This window comes from Pantoea sp. X-Soil-YNGN-844 (assembly GCF_059730595.1).
In genome coordinates, this window is the sequence record NZ_AP036007.1 from 510,297 (window position 1) to 530,134 (window position 19,838).

Genomic DNA, 19,838 nt, shown 5'->3' on the forward strand with positions numbered 1-19,838 from the left:
GGAATCCTTGTGCACAGCAGGCGGATGACAGGATGGTTATCCCAATGTTTGTATTCGGGAGTGGGAAATGAAGCCTTTTCTGCGCTGGTGTTTTGTTGCGACAGCTTTGACGCTGGCAGGATGCAGCAACTCCAATTGGCGTAAGAACGAAGTTCTTGCAGTGCCTTTACAGCCCACACTGCAGCAGGAAGTGATACTGGCGCGCATGGAACAAATTCTTGCCAGTCGCGCTCTCACCGATGATGAACGCGCACAGCTGTTATATGAGCGCGGAGTGTTGTATGATAGTTTAGGTCTGCGGGCATTAGCGCGGAACGATTTTTCGCAAGCGCTGTCTATAAGACCAGATATGCCCGAAGTGTTTAACTACTTAGGCATATATTTAACGCAGGCGGGCAACTTTGATGCCGCCTATGAAGCGTTTGATTCTGTACTTGAGCTTGATCCAACTTACAACTATGCGCATTTAAACCGTGGTATCGCCCTCTATTACGGCGGTCGATACAAGTTAGCGCAAGATGATCTGCTGGCGTTTTATCAAGACGATCCTAACGATCCTTTCCGCAGTCTGTGGCTCTATCTCGTTGAACGTGAGATGGATGTCGACAAGGCAAAAGTCGCGCTTCAACAGCGTCACGACAAAGCGGTCAGAGACCAATGGGGATGGAATATTGTCGAGTTCTACCTTGGAGATATCAACGAGAAAACGTTGATGGAAAGTCTCAAGGCGGACGCAACGGATAACACCTCGCTCGCTGAACATCTCAGTGAAACCAACTTCTATTTAGGTAAGTACTACCTAAGTCTGGGGGAGAAGGACGACGCGAAAGCGTTGTTCAAACTGGCGGTGGCCAACAACGTTAACAACTTTGTTGAACACCGATACGCATTGTTGGAACTGGCGCAACTCGGCCAGGCACAAGACGATTTATCAGAATCTGACCAGCAATAGCTGACGAACTTAATATGCCTGTAAAACCTGTTAAGTCATCATCTTAAGGGATGAAGGCTTTTCTGTTCGTCAAAACTTCTAATTTGAGCCGGTTCACACTTTTTGATGAAAATGACTGAAAGTTTTCACGACGAGTTATGTAGACTGGCCGCCGCAATCTAAGAGGCACGTGTACTACATGACTGATATTCAAACCACTTTTGCTGACCTTGGCCTGAACGCCGACATCCTTGAATCACTGAATGGCATGGGCTACGTAAAGCCATCCCCAATCCAGGCTGAGTGTATTCCTCACCTGCTGGCGGGCCGTGACGTGTTAGGCATGGCGCAGACCGGGAGTGGTAAAACTGCGGCGTTCTCTCTGCCGCTGTTAAACAACATCGACCCGACTGTTAAAGCACCACAGATTCTGGTGCTGGCACCGACCCGCGAACTGGCGGTACAGGTTGCTGAAGCAATCACTGAATTCTCTAAGCACATGCGTGGCCTGAACGTGGTTGCCCTTTACGGCGGCCAGCGTTATGACGTGCAGCTGCGCGCTCTGCGTCAGGGACCACAGGTTGTTGTGGGTACCCCTGGTCGTCTGCTTGACCACCTGAAACGCGGCACGTTAGAACTCTCTAACCTGCGCGGCCTGGTGCTGGATGAAGCTGATGAAATGCTGCGTATGGGCTTCATCGAAGACGTTGAAACCATCATGGCTCAGATTCCAGCCGGTCATCAGACTGCGCTGTTCTCTGCAACCATGCCGGAAGCGATTCGTCGCATCACCAAACGCTTCATGAAAGATCCACAGGAAGTGCGTATTCAGTCAAGCATGACAACGCGTCCTGACATCAGCCAGAGTTACTGGACCGCTTACGGTCGTAAAACAGACGCACTGGTTCGCTTCCTGGAAGCAGAAGACTTTGATGCTGCCATCATCTTCGTGCGTACTAAAAACGCAACGCTGGAAGTGGCAGAAGCGCTGGAGCGTAGTGGCTATAACAGCGCCGCGCTGAACGGTGATATGAACCAGGCACTGCGTGAGCAGACGCTGGAGCGCCTGAAAGATGGTCGTCTGGACATCCTGATTGCAACCGACGTTGCGGCCCGTGGCCTGGACGTTGAGCGTATCAGCCTGGTTGTAAACTACGACATCCCGATGGATGCAGAATCATACGTTCACCGTATCGGCCGTACCGGTCGTGCCGGTCGTGCTGGCCGTGCGCTGCTGTTCGTTGAGAACCGCGAGCGTCGTCTGCTGCGCAACATCGAACGTACCATGAAGCTGACTATTCCTGAAGTCGAGCTGCCTAACGCAGAACTGCTGGGTGAGCGTCGTCTGGCTAAGTTTGCCGCTAAAGTTCAGCAGCAGCTGGAAAGCAGCGATCTGGATCAGTACCGTGCTCTGCTGACTAAAATGCAGCCGGAAGATGAACTGGATCTGGAAACGCTGGCAGCCGCACTGCTGAAGATGGCACAGGGCGAACGTCCTCTGATTCTGCCACCAGAAGCACCACGTCCTGCACGTCGCGAATACCGCGATCGTGACGAGCGTGATGGCCGTCGTGACAGCCGTGAAGCGCGTAGCGATCGTGGCCCACGTGAAAGCCGTGACAGCCGTGATGGCGATCGTCCACGTCGCGAACGTCGTGACGTTGGCGAAATGCAGCTGTACCGCATCGAAGTGGGCCGTGATGATGGTGTTGAAGTTCGTCACATCGTTGGCGCTATCGCTAACGAAGGCGACATCAGCAGCCGTTACATCGGTAACATCAAGCTGTTCGGTAACCACTCGACTATCGAGCTGCCGAAAGGCATGCCAGGCGATGTGCTGCAGCACTTCACCCGTACGCGTATTCTGAACAAACCGATGAATATGCAGCTGCTGGGTGATGCACAGCCAAACGAAGGCCGTGGCGATCGTCGTCCAGCCGGTGCTGGCGGTGAGCGTCGCAGCGGTCCTGGCGCAGCCAACCGTGAAGGTGGTCGTCGCTTCTCTTCTGAACGCCGTGAAGGTGGTCGTGAAGGCGGTGGACGTACTTTCAACCGTGAAGGTAGCCGTGGTCCACGTCGTGAAGAAGGCGCAGCTGCCGCTCCACGTCGTCGTGATGCATAACGACTTAACGTCGTAACGAAAAGGGAAGCCGCTGGCTTCCCTTTTTTTATGCCTGTCAGGCACCGCCGCTGATCATAACGCGCTCGCCGCTGACATAAGCGGACTCTTCAGAGGCCAGAAACAGTGCGACCTGCGCCACATCCTCCGGCAGACCAAAACGCCCCAGCGGGGTAGCCGCCAGCAGCTGTGCCTTGAGCTGCGGGCTCATCCTTTTCGCGGCCAGCAATCCTTCGGTCAGAATCATGCCAGGTGCCAGTGCGTTAACCCGGATATTTTTTGCGCCCAGCTCGCGCGCCAGCCCCTGAGTCAGCGTATCCACTGCACCTTTGGTGGCCGCCCAGAGCACGGAACCTGGCGTACTGTTTTTACTGTTCAGGGCGCTGAGATTAATAATGCTGCCACCGTGCGCGGGAAAGTGACGAATCGCCTGCTGACAGACTATCAGCGTGCCGAGCAGGTTAACGTTAATCTGCTGCTGCATCTCCTCCGGCGTCAGCGCCGCAAACTCGCCATGATGAAAACTGCCCGCATTATTCACCACAATATCGGGTGCGCCAAAACACTCTGCGGTGGTGGCAAACAGCCGTTCCACGTCCCGCAGATGAGAAATATCAGCCTGTACCGCTACGGCTTCACTGCCCAGCGTGACGATATCGTTGACCACGTCTGCCGCTCCCACCTCGTCCTGACGATAGTTGACCACGACCCTGGCGCCCGCTGCGGCGAACGCGATGGCAATCGCTGCACCAATGCCTTTTGAGGCGCCTGTCACCAGTGCGATTTTGTTCTGCAGTGCTTTCATTATGTCATTCTCCGCCGTAATGATTGCGTCGAAAGACTATGCGCGCTGGTGACGAAAAACGGGTAGCGCAATCCTGCAAGCTTCTTGCACGATCCTGCAAAAGTGTGGCAGCAGGACAGGTATTTCACCTGACGTCAGGTAATATCGGCACAGAGAGCGGAAGGAGAGAACGCAGTGACAGAGAGTGACAAGTGGCAGGCGCTGGCACAGTTAATTGCCCGTCATGCGCCGGAGGATGGCCGGCATTCCAGCGCCATCGATTGCCTGTTTTTTGGCCGGGTTTCAGCACCCACTGAGCCGATGCACTTTGCTCAATGGGCCAGTTTTGCGCTGGTGGCGCAGGGCAGCAAAGCACTGCATATGGGTGATGAGGTGCTGCACTATGGACCGGGAGATCTGCTGCTGGTGACGCTGGATATGCCAGTGCGCGCCTGCGTTACTGTCGCCACGCCGGAAAAGCCGAATCTCGGGATAGGTATCGCTATTAATGAATCCCGGCTTATGCGCTACCTTGAACAGTTTCCGCCAGCGCTGCCGCTGTCGACCGCAGGCAATGAACGTGGTGTCACCGTGCATAAGGTTTCACCTTTGCTGGTGGATGCGGTCATCCGGCTAGTGCGTCTGCTTGACCATCCGGAAGATATTGAAGCGCTGGCCCCGCTCATCGAGCAGGAGATTTTCTACCGGCTGCTGACCGGACCGGAGGGATCGCGCATCCTGAACATGGCGCTGGCTGAGCGGCCGGGTAACCGGGTGGCGCAGGCTGCCCGCTGGTTGCGGGAGAATTTTCATCAGCCGCTGAAGATAGACCAGCTCGCCAGCAGTGTCGGCATGAGTATCTCTTCGCTGCATCATCACTTCAAAGCCGTCACGGCCATGACGCCGATGCAATACCAGAAACAGCTACGGCTCAATGAGGCGCGACGTCTGATGATGGTGGAAAAGCTGGATGCCGGTACGGCAGGCTATCGGGTAGGCTATCAGAGCGCATCACAGTTCAGCCGGGAGTATCGCCGCCTGTATGGGCAATCCCCGGCCAGGGACAGTCGTCAGCTGGCGGTGAACCCGGATACCCTGCGCCCACCGCAAAACTGATTACAGGCTGTTTGCCGCTTCCATCGCAATGGCAAAGGAGCGCAGACGTGCCTCGCTGTCAAAAATCTGGCCATTAACCATAATTTCATCCGCCTGCGTTTCACGCATCAGCGAGGCCAGGCCATGACGCACCTTGTCGGTATCGCCTACCAGCGACATGCTCAGCGCCTGCTGCACGCCATACTGCTCTGACGGCGACCAGAGGTTATCCATGTTCTCAACCGGTGCCGGCAACGGGCCAGGTTTGCCGCGGCGCAGGTTAATAAACTGCTGCTGCTGCGAGGTAAACAGGAAGCGCGCATCACGTTCATTATCAGCGGCAACCACGTTAATACAGACGGTGGCATACGGCTTGTCGAGACGCGCTGAAGGCTGGAAGTTCTCACGATACACGTGCAGCGCCTGGAAGAGCTGGTCAGGCGCGAAATGGGAGGCAAAGGCAAACGGCAGGCCCATTTTCGCTGACAGCTGCGCGCTGTAGAGGCTGGAACCGAGCAGCCAGACCGGGATCTTCAGGCCCAGACCCGGCACTGGCTGGACCGGCAGTTGCGCATCCGGGTCAGCATCAAACCAGTGAATCAGCTCAGCCACATCTTCGGGAAAGGTGTCAGCGTGCATGCTGGCCTGGTGACGGCGCAGCGCCATCATGGTGCGCTGGTCAGAACCGGGCGCACGGCCTAAGCCGAGGTCGATACGGCCAGGATAGAGAGAGGCCAGGGTGCCAAACTGCTCGGCGATGACCAGTGGCGCATGGTTAGGCAGCATAATGCCGCCGGAACCCAGCTTCAGGGTCTCGGTGTTCGCCGCCAGATAGCCGATCAACACCGACGTCGCAGCGCTGGCAATCCCTGTCATGTTGTGATGTTCAGCCAGCCAGTAGCGTTCGAAGCCCAGTTTTTCAGCCTGACGCGCCAGCGCCAGTGAATTATGGAACGCATCCCGTGCGGTCGCGCCCTGTGGAATCGGCGCAAGATCCAGCACGGACAGGCGAAGAGGTTTTTTATCAGACATGACTACTCCCGTTGTATGGCGCAGGCGTAAAAACCTGCACCATTTAGTATTACGCATCATTCCTTATATTAAAACTGCTAACCTCAGCAGGAATATAGCCGGTATGTGCTTTTACTCAGGATGCCAGCGTCATACCCGCCAGTTTGCGCCAGTAACCGTTACAATCGCAGCCTTTCGCAACCATAAGCGGGGCCTGGCCATTTTCATTGGCGCGGAAACGGTCAATCTCAGCCAGCGTCGACGTATCCTGCGGCGAGAGTCTCACGCAATCGACCTGGCCACGCATTTCCGCCAGATCGTTACCCAGGTTATAGCAGTAGCCACTCATGGTCTGAATGCCATTGAGGACGAACACCTGCTGTCCCTCCTGAGAATTGACGCGGCGGCCTGTCGGATAGTTGATGCAGCAGGTTTCGCAGTCATCTTTCGCGCGGTTTTCCGAGCGGGCGGTGAAGCAGCGCGCTGACAATGCCAGCGGCAGATGACCGTAGCCCATCACCTCCACCTCAAACTGCTGACGGATACCCCGCGTTTCGCACTGTGCCAGCAGCTGTAGCAGCCAGTCACGCGACATCTCCACCGGCATACACCAGCGCGTCATGCCCTCTTTGACCAGCAGCTGCAGCGTGTCGGCGTTATAGACATTCAGCGTCGGACCGGCGACAAAAGGCAGATGACGCTCAGCGGCCATATTGACCGTGCCGATATCATTGGCTTCAATCAGGAACTCGCCGTTTTCTACATAGCGCTGCAGCTCTTTCAGCTCAGAAGGGGATTGCAGCAGCGCCAGCGTGCTGAGTACGACCTGTTTGCCGCTGGACGCCACGTCACGCGCCAGCGCCATCCAGCGGGCATAGGGCGTGGCGCGGCGTTTACTGCACACCGCCTCGCCGAGATAAATAATATCCGCACTACTGCGGGCAGCCTGCTGGTAGAAATCTTCCAGCGTATCGGTCGGCCAGTACCAGAGCACCGGCCCAAGGGCATATTGCATCATGACTCCTTATTGCCATTCACGGTGATAAGCACCCAGCGTGGTTTGCGTGCCTTCAGAGAGATCGCCCAGCGTCTGCATCCACTGTGGCGCGACGTCAAACTGTTCCGGCTGCGCCTTGCAGCGATCGATCGCCTGACGCCAGACGCGCGCCACATCAGCGACGTAGGCGGGACTGCGCTGGCGGCCTTCGATTTTCACCGAGGCGATGCCTGCCCGCAGCAGCTCCGGCAGCAGTTCCAGTGTGTTCAGACTGGCAGGCTCCTCCAGCACGTGATAACGCTGATTGTTAACCTCATAGCGTCCTTTGCAGAGCGTCGGGTAACCAGCGCTCTCATCGGGCGCGTAGCGATCGATTAACACCTCATTCAGGCGTGACTCCATGCCCTGCGGCGTCTGCTGCCAGCGCACAAACTTCGCCGGGGAGCAGGCACCTGCGCTGTTAGGCGATTCGCCGGTCATCCAGGAGGAGAGATAGCAGCGGCCTTCCGCCATAATGCACAGGCTGCCAAAGGCGAACACCTCCAGCGGCACCGGCGTGCTGCGCGCCAGTTGTTTTACCTGATGGATCGACAACACCCGCGGCAGCACCACGCGCTGCAGATTGAAGTGGCGATGATAAAAGCGAATCGCCTCAAGATTGGTTGCCGAAGCCTGCACAGAGAGATGACGTTCAACCTGTGGATAATGCTTCGCGGCATACTCCAGCGTGGCAATATCGGCCAGAATCAGCGCGTCGGCTCCGTTTTGCGCCGCCACATCAATCGCCCGCTGCCAGCGTCCCATGCCATCCGGGTGGGCAAACGTGTTGATCGCCACATGCAGTTTGCGCCGATGCTGATGAAGATAGCGCGCCGCTTCAGCCAGCTTTTTATCGGTGAAGTTCAGGCCCGCAAAGTGTCGGGCATTGGTGTCATCTTTCAGTCCCACATAGACCGCATCTGCGCCATTCTCTGTGGCGGTGCGCACTGCGGGTAAGTTTCCTGCCGGGCAGAGCAGTTCCATAGGTGTTCCTCTCAACATGCGATGGGCGTCGAGTCTAGGCATCTGGTCCGGCGAGCGTGTTGATTTGGGGCAGTGAAATTCCAGTTCATCCGGCCTGGCGGCGCTTTTTTTCCCTCTATAGCCGCGTTTTTTATTGATCCCGGATGAGGCGCGCAGAAAAGGATATGGCAATATACGTAAAATTTTCTGAAGGGAGTGACGAAAGTGTTAGAGCGGATACATGCCCATTGTGTGAAAAACGGTCCAAAAATCTTAGGGTTACCCGTAGCACTTACCCCATTCCCGGTCAAAAAGTTGCTGCTGCAACAACTCTTAAACTGGCAATTTCGCCATGCTTTGGCTGAAGGTGAGTTAGACTTTCTGAATGGTCGCCTGCTGGGTATCGTGATTGCCGATCTCAATCTGCAATGGATAACCACGCTGCAGGATGGCCGACTGGCGGTATTGCAACAGTCCGAAGCGGATGTCTGGTTTCGGGGCAATGCCAATGATCTGTTGCTGGTGGCAGCACGTAAAGCAGATCCCGACATGCTGTTCTTTCAACGCCGTCTGGTGATTGAAGGCGACACAGAACTGGGACTTGAGGTGAAGAACGTAATGGATGCTATTGAACCCGAGGCTATGCCCACCGCGTTACGCACGGCTATTGAGCAGATGGCGGCATTTGTCGACGCCGGCATGAAACAGGACGCGAAGGCCACACAGGCGCGCGCGGGTGCCGCATGTTAATCCGTAGCGAAATTGGTGTTGATGCCGCAGGCATCGACGTACTGCTCAGACGCTGCTTCAGTCGTTCAGCCGAGGCGGAACTGACACAGGCGCTGCGTGAAGATGGCCTGCTGACCCTGGGCGTGGTCGCCACGGATGATGAGGGACAGGTGCTGGGTTATGCCGCATTCAGTCCGGTCAGCGTTCAGGGTGAAGATCGCGGCTGGGTGGCGCTGGCACCGCTGGCCGTCGATGAGACGCTGCGCGGTCAGGGCATTGCCAGCAAGCTGATTTATGAGGGGCTGGATACGCTCAATGAATTTGGCTACAGCGCGGTCGTGGTGCTGGGCGATCCGGCGCTGTTCAGCCGGTTTGGTTTTGAACCGGCTGCACGCCATGGCCTGCGCAGTGACTGGCCGGGAACAGAGGCAACGTTCCAGGTCTACCGTCTGGCGGACAATGCTTTTGACGGCGCGGAAGGGCAGATCGACTACGCCGAACCTTTTAATCGCCAGCCGTAATACCCAGCCAGCTCTCCAGGCTGATCGGCTGACCCGCCACCAGCAGTAACTTCTGCTGACGGGTCAGTTGTTTAACCTGATACTCCAGTCTGGAGGCGCTGGCGCGATCGCCCGCCTCACAGTGAAACACCAGGTCCAGCGGACCTTTGCCGCGCAGCGCACGGGCGCCGCGTCCGCTCTGGTGCTGAGCAACCCGACGCACCACATCCGTGGTGATGCCGGTGTACAGGCTCCCTTTCGCCGTCCGAACGATGTAGAGTTGCCACTGCTGACCCATCGTAATCTATTCCCAAAAAAAGGTGCCGGGCAGTGTAGCGCGCTTCACGCTCCGGTGCACCGCCAGGAGTTTATCTTGTCCGATCACGCCCATCTGGTTTGCTACCTCCGAAAGCAGCATGTGCTTTCACTCAGCTGTACCGCCGACGATCAACTCTGGTGCGCTAACTGCTACTACGTCTTTGATGAGACGCGCATGGTCTTCTGGATCATGACCGAACCTGATACCCGCCACGGTGAACTCATGATGCTGAATCCGCAGGTTGCAGGCACCGTCAACGGCCAGCCCAGAACTGTCCTGCTGATTAAAGGAGTGCAGTATCGTGGCCGGGTCACACGGCTGGAGGAGGCATCAGAGCAGATCGCCAGAGCGGCTTACCAGAAACGTTTTCCGGTCTCACGCAAAGTGTCGGCCCCGCTATGGGAGATTGAGCTGGATGAGGTGAAGATGACGGATAATGCGCTGGGATTCGGCAAGAAAATTGCCTGGCAGCGAGAAAAATAGATACGCCCCTTTCAGCAGAAAAGGGCGTGGCGGATTTACAGCGCTTCGAGGATCCGCAGGGATTCACGGTTAAAGGCCGGTAAATCGTCTGGCGTCCGGCTGGTGACCAGCTTATCGCCGTCCACGACCACTTCCTTATCATGGAAATCAGCACCGGCATTGATCAGGTCAATGGCAACGGCTTTAACGGTGGTCATCTTGCGACCGCGCACGCCGTTCGCGCTAATCAGCAGCTGTGGACCGTGGCAGATGGCAAAGATCGGTTTGCCGCTGGCGACAAACTCTTTGGTAAAGGCAACAAAACGATCGTCGCCGCGCAGCGCGTCAGGCGAGTGGCCGCCTGGCAGCAGCAGGGCATCAAATTCCGCCGGGCTGACGTCGTCAATGCTGCGGTCGATGGTCACTTCCGCTTCGCCTTTCTTGCCTTTAACGACATTACCGGCCTGTTTCTCAATGGTCACCACCTCAAAACCAGCGCCTTTGTAGGCTTCCGCAGGTGAGGTAAATTCTGAGTCTTCAAATTCATCGGTAATCAAAACCGCCACTTTCTTGCTCATTTTTTCCTCCTTAAATTTGTGGAGCGCGAGGTGCGCTATCCGGATAACGTTGTAAGCCTGGTCGCTGAGCGTGAGAACGCAAGCCAGCTCGTTAAGATCAGCTATCTTTTAAGCTGTCAGCAGTGAAATAAGGACGAATCTGAGATGAATCGCGTATTACTGACCGGTGCCACCGGCTTAGTCGGGTCGCATCTGCTGCGCTTACTGATTGAGGATCCGCGTGTTGATGAGATCATCGCCCCCACCCGCCGGCCACTGCCCGTAATGCACAAAGTGGTGAACCCGGTAGAGGCCGATCTCACCGATGTGCTAGGGCCGTTGCAGAGTTCGCTGGATACGGTGTTCTGCTGCCTGGGCACCACACGTAAGCAGGCGGGCAGCAAGCAGGCCTTTATTCACGTCGATTACACGCTGGTGGTGGACAGCGGGTTATGCGGATTACGTCTGGGGGCGAAGCAGATGCTGGTGGTCAGCGCGCACGGTGCCAGCCGTCACTCACCGTTTTTATACAATCGCGTCAAAGGCGAAATGGAGAATGCGCTGCGCCATCAGGGCTGGCCGCGCCTGACGCTGGTGCGGCCTTCACTGCTGCTGGGGGATCGCGCGCAGAAACGACAGGGCGAAAGCCTGGCGGGACCGCTGTTTTCGCTGCTGCCGGGCAACTGGCGGGCGGTTCACGCACGCGACGTGGCACGCTGTCTGCATCAGCAGGCATTCACGCCGGGTGGTGAGAGCGTCAGCATCATTGAGTCGGGCGATATCACGCGTCATTCAGCGTAACTGCCACACGATCTGATTTCGGCTGCCGCGCCATTGCAGCGTGGCATCCTTCTCCTCTTCGACAAAGCGGCCATCGATCAGCACGTCGAGATAGTCCAGCACGGCACGCTGTGCCGCATTCAGCTCCTGCATGCGATAGCCGGTCCAGAGCCAGATATCTTTACCGGGGCATGTCTGTCGCACCCGTTTCACCAGACGGCGAATGTACGGTACGTTATGCGGATGAAGGGGATCGCCACCGCTCAGCGATAATCCCTGGCGCGGAATGCGTGTGTCCTGCAAATCCGCCAGCAGTTGCTCCTCCATCGCCAGCGTAAAGGGCACGCCGGAGTCAGTGCGCCACGTACTCTGGTTGTAGCAGCCGCGACACTGATGTTCGCAACCGGCGACAAACAGCGTGCAGCGGGTGCCGGGGCCATTCACGATATCCACATCGTAGTAGCGGTGAATATGCATCATCCCAGCGGCCCTTCGGCCAGATGCTTAACGCGACGCTGCACTTCCTGTTGCTTACCGGCGTTAAAAGGTCGCGCATCCGGGCTGCCCAGATAGCCACAAACCCGCCGTGTCACAGAGACGCGTGCCGGATCGTGATTGCCGCAGTTCGGACAGGTAAAGCCGCGGCTGGTACAGGTGAACTCGCCGTTGAAGCCGCACTCGTAGCACTCATCAATCGGCGTATTGGTACCGTAATAGGGGACGCGGTCGTAGCTGTAATCCCAGACATCCTCCAGCGCTTTGAGGTTGTGCTGTACGTTCGGGTATTCGCCGTAACAGATGAATCCGCCATTCGCCAGCGGCGGATAGGGCGCTTCAAAGTCGATTTTATCGTAAGGATTCACCTTCTTCTCAACGTCGAGATGGAAGCTGTTGGTGTAATAACCCTTATCGGTAACGCCCGGCACCACGCCAAACTGCGCCGCATCCAGTCGGCAGAAGCGGTCACACAGATTCTCACTCGGCGTGCTGTAAAGGCTGAAGCCGTAGCCTGTTTCCGCTTTCCAGCGGTCGGTGGCGGCGCGCAGGTACGCAATGATCTCTACGCCTTTGGCGCGCAGTGCCGCGTCATCGTAAGGGTGCTGGTGGCCGCCGCTGAGGGCATTCAGGGTTTCGTGCAGGCCGATGTAGCCCAGCGACAGTGACGCCCGGCCATTACGGAAAATAGGTCCCACTTCATCATCAGCATTCAGCCGGACGCCGCAGGCCCCTTCCATATAGAGGATGGGCGCGACGCGTGCTTTGGTCTTCTCCAGGCGCGCCACCCGCGTCATCAGCGCCCGCTTAGCCAGCAGCAGGCGGGCATCAAGCAACGTCCAGAAGCGGGCTTCATCCCCAGCCGCCTCCAGCGCAATGCGCGGCAGGTTCAGGCTGATCACACCAATGTTGTTACGGCCCTCATGGATCTGCTCGCCATTCTCTTCATAAACGCCCAGGAAGCTGCGGCAGCCCATGGGCGTTTTGAACGAGCCGGTGACTTTCACCACCTGATCGTAATTGAGGATGTCGGGATACATCCGCTTGCTGGCACACTCCAGCGCCAGCTGCTTGATATCGTAGTTAACGTCGCCCGTCCGGCGGTTGACGCCTTCACGAATGCTGAACACCAGTTTAGGGAATACCGCAGTTTTACGATTTTTGCCCAGTCCGGCCAGCCGGTTACGCAGAATCGACTGCTGAATCAGCCGTGCCGCCCAGTCCGTTCCCAGGCCGAAACCAAAGGTGACAAACGGCGTCTGGCCGTTGGCGGTGTGCAGGGTATTCACCTCGTACTCCAGCGACTGAAAGGCGTCGTAGCACTCTTTCTCCGTACGCTGACGTGCATACTGCTCAGCCTGCGGAATCTGCCACTGCTCAGCGATCGCCAGATGCCGGGCATAGCTCTGCTCAACAAACGGGGCCAGCACTTCATCAATGCGGTTAATGGTGGTGCCGCCGTAAATGTGGCTGGCGACCTGGGCGATGATCTGCGCCGTCACAGCAGTGGCGGTGGCGATCGATTTAGGCGGCTCGATCTCAGCGTTGCCCATTTTAAAGCCGTTGGTCAGCATGCCTTTCAGATCGATCAGCATGCAGTTAAACATCGGGAAGAAGGGCGAATAGTCGAGATCGTGATAGTGAATCTCGCCGCGCTCGTGCGCCAGAACGATATCCCGCGGCAGGATCTGCTGCTGCGCGTAGTGCTTCGCCACGATCCCGGCCAGCAGATCGCGCTGTGTCGGGATCACTTTGCTGTCTTTGTTAGCATTTTCGTTCAGCAGCGCCGCGTTGGTCTGATCGACCAGACCGCGAATGGCGTGGTGTAACTGGCTCTGACGATCGCGGGCGACATCGCGATCGTGGCGATATTCAATGTAGGCGCGTGCCAGCTGCGGGTAAGGACCCGCCATCAGCGTCTCTTCTACCGCACACTGAATCTCACGAATATCCACTTCGGGACGATCGGCCAGCCGCAAAGCAACGCGCTCGGCGACCTGCGCGCACCAGGCCACATCGTCGACCTCTGCTGCCCGTGCCGCCGCCGCTACGGCCTGCTCGATACGCTGCGCATCAAAACCTGTCCGGCATCCATCACGCTTGATTACCACCGTTGCCATTACACTCTCCATAAACTACATATAGGGGTTGCGTGAATTCTATCCCCTACATGTAGTGATTTCCGAAAATTAATGCGCACGGCTTTGACCTGAAACAAAGAAGGCTCAACATGGTTGATCGTGCTGACGGGTATAAAAAGGGAGAGCAGGTTAATGTCTGGTGCGGGGGAGCGGCGGGGAGCGCGGATGCGCCGGACCCGCCACCGCGGCGTCAGGCCGGGCCGCTGACCGAGTGACGGCGCACCAGCGTCGGGCTGAACATGTGAGTGACTTCCGGCAGCGGCAGATCGTTGGCCAGCGCCAGGGCCAGCTGAGCGGCCTGCTGCGCCATGGTGACAATCGGATAGCGGACTGTCGTGAGGCGTGGTCGCACATAGCGCGACACCAGCACATCATCGAAGCCGATCAGCGACATCTCTTCCGGCACGCGGACGCCGTTATCGCTCAGCACCGCCAGCGCGCCCGCCGCCATGGAGTCGTTGTAGCAGGCGACGGCGGTGAAATTTCTGCCGCGTCCCAGCAGTTCTGTCATCGCCTGCTCACCGCCCACCTCATCCGGTTCGCCCCAGGTCACCAGCCGATCGCTGCACGGCAGACCGTGCTCTTTCAGCGCATCGTAGTAGCCCTGCAGGCGATCTTCGGCATCAGAGATGGTGTGGGTTGAGCAGATAAAGGCGATATTCTGGTGGCCGAGCTGGATCAGATGGCGGGTCGCCAGCCAGGCACCGTAGCGATCGTCGAGTGCAATACAGCGCTTTTCAAAGCCTTTAATCAGGCGGTTCAGCAGCACCATACCCGGCACCTGCTTCATCAGCACTTCCAGTTCTGCGTCGGGAATTTTCTTGGCGTGCACCACCAGCGCCGCGCAGCGGTGACGCATCAGCTGTTCAATCGCCTGCCGCTCTTTTTGCTCATTATGGTAACCGTTACCAATCAGCAAAAAGTTACCGGTGTCGCCTGCCACCTCATCCACGGCTTTCACCATGGCGCCAAAAAAGGGATCGGAGACGTCACCGACAATCAGGCCGAGCGTTTCGGTCGATTGCTGCGCCAGCGCGCGTGCGTTGGCATTCGGGTGATACTGAAGCTGCTCCATCGCCTGGCCTACGGCCTGTCGGGAGCTGTCGCTGGCTTTGGGAGAATTATTGATTACACGGGAGACTGTGGCGACAGAAACGCCAGCCAGTCGCGCAACATCCTTTATGGTAGCCATGCGTTGACCTGCTTTGGGGAAAACGTTTACACATCGCATCAGTGTTACGGAAAAGGGCGGACACATCAACCCGACAGAATGCCAGCGTTGTCGCAAAAAGGGGCAAAACCGGCCGCTGTTGCACATCTTCTGCTGAGACGTCGCACCATGTTATGCTCAGCTCCCCACCTGGCTACCGTGAAAAAAACAACGATGAAAACCAAAGTGCCACATCTGGCGCACTGGGGCGCGTTTACCGCCGTCACTGAAAACGATCGTCTGATTGGCTGCGAACCTTTCTTCGCCGATGCCGATCCGTCACCGATGATCCACACCATTCCCGAGCTGGTCTACTCCGATAAACGCATTCGCCAGCCGATGGTGCGCCGCTCGTGGCTGAAGTCACGCGAGAAGAGCGACCGCACGCTGCGTGGCCGGGAAGATTTTGTCGCCGTGGACTGGGAAACCGCGCTGGATTTGGTGGCGGAAGAGAATCGCCGTGTCCGCGATCGCTACGGTGCGTCGGGTATTTTCAACGGCTCCTACGGCTGGTCATCGGCCGGACGCGTCAACCATGCCCGCACGCTGGTGCGTCGCTTCTACTTTCAGGGTGGCGGCGGCGTCGATCAGCAGGGTAACTACAGCTGGGGCGCGGCGCAGTTCTTCCTGCCCTATGTGATCGGCACCTATATGCCGCTGACCGGGCGCGTCACCGAATGGCCGCAGGTGGTGGAGCATGCCGAAATATTTGTCGCCTTTGGCGGGCTGGCGCTGAAAAACGCCCAGGTTGCCTCGGGGGGCGCAGGGCAGCACAGCCTGAAACCGGCGCTGATGCAGCTGGCGGCTAAAGGCACGCCGGTCATCAACATCAGCCCGATGCGCGATGACTGCCCGGAATTTGTTAATGCCGAATGGATTCCGATTCGCCCCAATACCGACGTGGCGCTGATGCTGGCGCTGGGTCACGAGATCACCCAGCGCGGCGCGGTTGACGAGGCGTTTCTCGCCAGCCACTGCACCGGCTGGCCGCAGCTGCGCGCCTATCTGCTGGGCGAAACCGACGGCGTGGCGAAAACCGCCGGCTGGGCCAGCCGTATCACCGGCATTCCGGCTGACCGCATCGTGCAGCTGGCGCAGCAACTGACCGGCAGGCGCAGCTTTATTACCTGCTCCTACTCCGTGCAGCGCGCCCATCGCGGCGAGCAGCCTTACTGGATGATGATTGCGCTCTCCTCAATGCTCGGTCAGCCGGGACTGCCGGGCGCGGGGTTCTCCTTTGGTCACGGTTCGATGAACAGCGTCGGCAACCCGCGTCAGGAAGGACCAGCGCCGATGATGAGCACCGGCCCGAATCCTTCGGGACTGTCGATTCCGGTGGCGCGCATCAGCGATATGCTGCTCAATCCCGGCCAGCCCTATAGCTTCCAGGGCGAAACCCTGCACTATCCCGACATCCACATGGTGCACTGGGCGGGCGGCAATCCGTTCCACCATCACCAGCAGCTGAACCGGCTGGTGGAGGGCTGGCAACGGCCCGATACGGTGGTGGTGCAGGATATCGTCTGGACGCCAGCGGCGCAGATGGCGGACATCGTGCTGCCTGCGACGACCACGCTGGAGCGCAACGACATCGGCGGCTCCTCACGTGACCGCTTTGTGCTGGCCATGCATCAGGCGATTAAGCCGCAGCATCAGGCGCGCAACGACTTCGATATTTTTGCCGATCTGGCAGAGCGTCTCGGCTATCGCGACACCTTTACCGAAGGACGCAACGAGATGCAGTGGATCGCGCATCTCTATCAGCAGTGTGCGACTGCCCATCAGCGCAAAGGCATCGATTTCCCGGAGTTTGATGAATTCTGGCAGCGCGGCTTTGTGGAAATTCCGGAAGGCGGCAAGCCCTACCAGTTTATGGAGGATTTCCGCGCCGATCCGCAGGCGAATCCGATCAAAACCGCCAGCGGCAAAATCGAGCTGTTCAGCCAGACCATTGCGGACTACCAGCTGGACGATTTCGCCGGTCATCCGGAGTGGCGTGAACCGCAGGAGTGGCTCGGTTCGCCCGTCAGCCGTGACTATCCGCTGCACATGATCTCCATTCAGCCGTCCGACCGGTTACACAGCCAGCTCGATGCCACCGACACGGTGCAGGGCAACAAAACGGCCGGACATGAAACGCTCTGCATGCATCCAGTGGATGCGGCCGCGCGCGGACTGGTGGAAGGCGATGAAATTGAGGTGAGCAACGCCCGTGGTGTGATGCTGGCGGGTGTGCGCATCACTGAGGGTGTAACGCAGGGCGTGGTGATTATCGCCACCGGTGCCTGGTTTGATCCGGGCTTCGGCAAGGCGTGGCAGCCTTTTGATCGCGCGGGTAACCCCAACGTGCTGACGCTAGACATCGGCACCTCGTCGCTGACGCAGGGGCCAAACGCCATGAGTTGCCTGGTGGAAATCAAAAAACATCAGGATTGCACAATAGCGTAAGGATCTCATGGCTGGTTACATTTTGCGGGTAACTGTTGCGTTTAGGCGATGGCCGTCGATCAATCCCCTTTGCTACATTCAGGGTCCCAGAGGTATTGATGGGTGAACATCAATAGATTTTCTTGATTACACCAACCTGCGCAGATGCGCAGGTTTTTTTTGCCCGCAATCTGCCGTCGATAACGAACTGATACACAGTTTTCCTGTTATACGGCCAGCGCTTTCTTTATAACTGCTGGCACCAGCCCCTTTCTCTTTATTTTGCGCAGCGGAATGCCATGCCCCGGATTAAAAAACTACTGGGAAAAGACCAGATAAAAGCGCCCTTTAACCCTTTTCGTTTTCGGCTGATCTGCCTCGGTGTCACGACCTGCCTGGTGGTGCTGCTGGCGCGCGTCGCGGACCTGCAGTTCCTGAATCAGCCGATGCTGGAGCACGAAGCGGATCAGCGATCGCTGCGAACCGTCACGCTGCCCACCAGCCGCGGCACCCTGCTGGATCGTAACGGCGAAGCGCTGGCGCTCAGCGTGCCATCGCGCGATGTGATTGCCGATCCACTGCGCGTGCTGGAGAGCAACCCCGATTTTACCAGTGCCAAATGGGCCTATCTTGCGGCGGCGCTGAACACTCGTCCTGAAGAGCTGGCGGCGCAGATCACCGCCAACCCGAAACGTCGCTTCCTCTATCTGGGGCGTAAAGTCGAACTGGGCATCGCCAAAGACATTAAAGAGCTGAAGCTGAAGGGCATCAGTGAAGTTTATGACGACAGCCGTTTCTATCCGATGAGTGAAGCCTCTGCGCCGCTGATCGGCATCGTTGGCGCGGATAACGTCGGCCTGAACGGGCTGGAAAAAGGCTTCGATAAGGTGTTGCAGGGCGAGCCAGGCAAAGAGGTTTATCGTCAGGATGCGGCAGGCAATATCATCGCGATGATCAACTACCAGCCGCCGACGCAGCCGCCAACAGTGCAGCTCAGCATCGATAAATATGACCAGTACACGCTCTACAGCAAACTGCGTGACGGCGTGCTGATCAACAAGGCGGACTCGGGTGCCGCCGTGCTGGTGAAGATCGACACCGGCGAGATTCTGGCGATGGCCTCTTATCCGTCGTTCAACCCCAACAACTATGAAGGGGCCACCCCGGCGCAGATGCGTAACTCGGCCATCAATGACAGCTACGAACCGGGATCGACCGTGAAGCCGTTAGTGGTGATGGAAGCGCTGGAGCGCCATCTGGTTCGGCCGGACTCGGTGATCGACACCACGCCTTACAGTGTGAATGGCCACCTGATCCGCGACGTCGGCCACTGGCCGCGCCTGACCATGACCGGCATTCTGCAAAAATCGAGCGACATCGGGGTCTCTCATCTCGCGCTGGCGATGCCCGCAGAAGCGCTGGTGAATACCTATCATGCGTTTGGCCTGGGCAAACCGACCGGATTAGGGCTGACCGGCGAAAGCGTCGGTTACTTCCCGCTGCACCGTGCCCGCTGGGCTGACATTGAGCGGGCCACCTTCTCCTTTGGTTATGGCCTGCGCGTCACGCCGCTGCAGATTGCCCGCGAATATGCCACGCTCGGCTCTTATGGCGTTTACCGTCCGCTGTCGATCACCCGCGTCACGCCACCGGTCATGGGACGGCAGGTTGCCAACCCGGAAACGGTGAAAGAGGTGGTGCATATGCTGGAGAGTGATGTCCTGCCGGGCGGAACCGGACTGAAAGCGGCGGTGCCGGGCTATCGTCTGGCAACCAAAACCGGTACGGCGGAAAAGATGGGCACCAGCGGCAAGTATGATGGCGGCTACGTCAACTACACCGCCGGTATCGCGCCCGCCAGCCATCCTGAAGTGGCACTGGTGGTGATGATCAACCATCCGACGGCGGGCGATCACTTCGGTGGTTCGGTTGCTGCGCCGGTATTCGGCAACATCATGGGGCCGGTACTGAAACACATGAACGTTGCGCCGGATGCCATCTACACCAGGCCTGCGGCCAGCCCTTCGGATAAATCTTAGTTAAATCAGAGTGTAAGCGAGGCGTGAAGGATATACACACCTCGTTGCACTTCCCCGAATTCGGTTGCGTTTTCCTGCTGTCTCCGCGCGGTCAATCAGTGCGAGGATAGCAGTCCCAGAGGTATTGATGGGTGTGAAAACAACACCGCTTCGGCAGTGAGACCCTGTTATTACACCGACCCACGCAGATGCGTGGGTTTTTTTTGCCTGCGCACCGGACCCTGCCTTTTCGGCTGTATC

The 19,838-nt window shown here is 57.9% G+C and carries 19 protein-coding genes; 10 read left to right on the forward strand and 9 right to left on the reverse strand.

Features of this window, described 5'->3' with window-relative positions; genetic code table 11:
- Positions 1-67 precede the first annotated feature (67 nt).
- From nlpI to AC6I8C_RS02270, 3 genes are all read left to right on the forward strand, one after another.
- Entirely contained in the window at positions 68-952 is an 885-nt protein-coding gene (gene nlpI, locus AC6I8C_RS02260) for a lipoprotein NlpI (RefSeq protein ID WP_010251765.1), read from the forward strand.
- A gap of 105 nt (positions 953-1,057) precedes the next feature.
- The gene (gene yrbN / locus AC6I8C_RS02265; RefSeq protein ID WP_098053093.1) at positions 1,058-1,114 is read left to right on the forward strand and encodes a protein YrbN; all 57 of its coding nucleotides are present in this window, start codon (positions 1,058-1,060) and stop codon (positions 1,112-1,114) included.
- A 16-nt stretch (positions 1,115-1,130) separates the two neighbouring features.
- Positions 1,131-3,053: a DEAD/DEAH family ATP-dependent RNA helicase gene (locus AC6I8C_RS02270; protein WP_013359913.1), complete on the forward strand. Its 1,923-nt coding sequence runs from the start codon at positions 1,131-1,133 to the stop codon at positions 3,051-3,053.
- A gap of 55 nt (positions 3,054-3,108) precedes the next feature.
- Here AC6I8C_RS02270 and AC6I8C_RS02275 read toward each other — a convergent pair whose 3' ends face one another.
- Entirely contained in the window at positions 3,109-3,855 is a 747-nt protein-coding gene (locus AC6I8C_RS02275; RefSeq protein WP_497821485.1) for an SDR family NAD(P)-dependent oxidoreductase, read from the reverse strand.
- Positions 3,856-4,029: 174 nt separating this feature from the next.
- Here AC6I8C_RS02275 and AC6I8C_RS02280 point away from each other — a divergent pair, with 174 nt between their 5' ends.
- The gene (locus tag AC6I8C_RS02280; protein WP_497821486.1) at positions 4,030-4,950 is read left to right on the forward strand and encodes an AraC family transcriptional regulator; all 921 of its coding nucleotides are present in this window, start codon (positions 4,030-4,032) and stop codon (positions 4,948-4,950) included.
- On the opposite strand, the gene AC6I8C_RS02285 is transcribed toward AC6I8C_RS02280, so the two are convergent.
- The 3 genes from AC6I8C_RS02285 to ubiU form a co-directional block, all read right to left on the reverse strand.
- Entirely contained in the window at positions 4,951-5,961 is a 1,011-nt protein-coding gene (locus AC6I8C_RS02285) for a luciferase-like monooxygenase (RefSeq protein ID WP_033781665.1), read from the reverse strand. It lies immediately after the preceding gene.
- A 115-nt stretch (positions 5,962-6,076) separates the two neighbouring features.
- Positions 6,077-6,955: a U32 family peptidase gene (locus AC6I8C_RS02290; protein ID WP_497823297.1), complete on the reverse strand. Its 879-nt coding sequence runs from the start codon at positions 6,953-6,955 to the stop codon at positions 6,077-6,079.
- A gap of 9 nt (positions 6,956-6,964) precedes the next feature.
- A complete protein-coding gene (gene ubiU / locus AC6I8C_RS02295) occupies positions 6,965-7,960 on the reverse strand; it encodes a ubiquinone anaerobic biosynthesis protein UbiU (protein ID WP_013359918.1) in 996 nt (331 codons plus the stop codon).
- A gap of 204 nt (positions 7,961-8,164) precedes the next feature.
- On the opposite strand from ubiU, the gene ubiT reads away from it, so the two are divergent.
- Together ubiT and AC6I8C_RS02305 are read left to right on the forward strand one after the other, a co-directional pair.
- The gene (gene ubiT / locus AC6I8C_RS02300; RefSeq protein ID WP_497821487.1) at positions 8,165-8,689 is read left to right on the forward strand and encodes a ubiquinone anaerobic biosynthesis accessory factor UbiT; all 525 of its coding nucleotides are present in this window, start codon (positions 8,165-8,167) and stop codon (positions 8,687-8,689) included.
- Positions 8,683-9,189 (forward strand): GNAT family N-acetyltransferase, encoded by a 507-nt coding sequence (locus AC6I8C_RS02305; RefSeq protein ID WP_497821488.1) that lies wholly within the window; start codon positions 8,683-8,685, stop codon positions 9,187-9,189. Before ubiT ends, AC6I8C_RS02305 begins: the two co-directional genes overlap by 7 nt.
- On the opposite strand, the gene AC6I8C_RS02310 is transcribed toward AC6I8C_RS02305, so the two are convergent.
- A complete protein-coding gene (locus AC6I8C_RS02310; protein WP_061061462.1) occupies positions 9,173-9,466 on the reverse strand; it encodes a GIY-YIG nuclease family protein in 294 nt (97 codons plus the stop codon). The genes AC6I8C_RS02305 and AC6I8C_RS02310 overlap by 17 nt on opposite strands.
- Before the next feature lie 75 nt (positions 9,467-9,541).
- Here AC6I8C_RS02310 and AC6I8C_RS02315 point away from each other — a divergent pair, with 75 nt between their 5' ends.
- Positions 9,542-9,970, forward strand: coding sequence for a YhbP family protein (locus tag AC6I8C_RS02315; protein WP_497821489.1), 429 nt, complete (start codon positions 9,542-9,544; stop codon positions 9,968-9,970).
- A 35-nt stretch (positions 9,971-10,005) separates the two neighbouring features.
- Here the strand turns inward: AC6I8C_RS02315 and AC6I8C_RS02320 are convergent, their stop codons facing one another.
- Positions 10,006-10,527, reverse strand: coding sequence for a type 1 glutamine amidotransferase domain-containing protein (locus AC6I8C_RS02320; RefSeq protein WP_033731332.1), 522 nt, complete (start codon positions 10,525-10,527; stop codon positions 10,006-10,008).
- A 144-nt stretch (positions 10,528-10,671) separates the two neighbouring features.
- Here AC6I8C_RS02320 and AC6I8C_RS02325 point away from each other — a divergent pair, with 144 nt between their 5' ends.
- The gene (locus AC6I8C_RS02325) at positions 10,672-11,307 is read left to right on the forward strand and encodes an NAD-dependent epimerase/dehydratase family protein (protein WP_497821490.1); all 636 of its coding nucleotides are present in this window, start codon (positions 10,672-10,674) and stop codon (positions 11,305-11,307) included.
- Here AC6I8C_RS02325 and nrdG read toward each other — a convergent pair.
- The 3 genes from nrdG to galR all read right to left on the reverse strand — a co-directional run bounded on the left by nrdG (position 11,299) and on the right by galR (position 15,114).
- Positions 11,299-11,766, reverse strand: a complete 468-nt coding sequence (gene nrdG, locus AC6I8C_RS02330) for an anaerobic ribonucleoside-triphosphate reductase-activating protein (protein WP_497821491.1) — start codon at positions 11,764-11,766, stop codon at positions 11,299-11,301. The two genes, AC6I8C_RS02325 and nrdG, sit on opposite strands and share 9 nt — an antisense overlap.
- A complete protein-coding gene (gene nrdD / locus AC6I8C_RS02335; protein WP_497821492.1) occupies positions 11,763-13,901 on the reverse strand; it encodes an anaerobic ribonucleoside-triphosphate reductase in 2,139 nt (712 codons plus the stop codon). The genes nrdG and nrdD overlap by 4 nt, the downstream gene beginning before the upstream one ends.
- A gap of 211 nt (positions 13,902-14,112) precedes the next feature.
- Positions 14,113-15,114 carry an HTH-type transcriptional regulator GalR gene (galR, locus tag AC6I8C_RS02340; RefSeq protein ID WP_003851033.1) on the reverse strand — a complete coding sequence of 334 codons (1,002 nt, stop codon included), beginning with the start codon at positions 15,112-15,114 and terminating at the stop codon, positions 14,113-14,115.
- Between the two features lie 192 nt (positions 15,115-15,306).
- Between galR and AC6I8C_RS02345 the strand changes: the two genes are divergently transcribed.
- Positions 15,307-17,580: a molybdopterin guanine dinucleotide-containing S/N-oxide reductase gene (locus tag AC6I8C_RS02345; RefSeq protein ID WP_497821493.1), complete on the forward strand. Its 2,274-nt coding sequence runs from the start codon at positions 15,307-15,309 to the stop codon at positions 17,578-17,580.
- Between the two features lie 278 nt (positions 17,581-17,858).
- Positions 17,859-19,598, forward strand: a complete 1,740-nt coding sequence (locus AC6I8C_RS02350) for a penicillin-binding transpeptidase domain-containing protein (protein ID WP_013359930.1) — start codon at positions 17,859-17,861, stop codon at positions 19,596-19,598.
- The last annotated feature ends 240 nt before the right edge of the window (positions 19,599-19,838 follow it).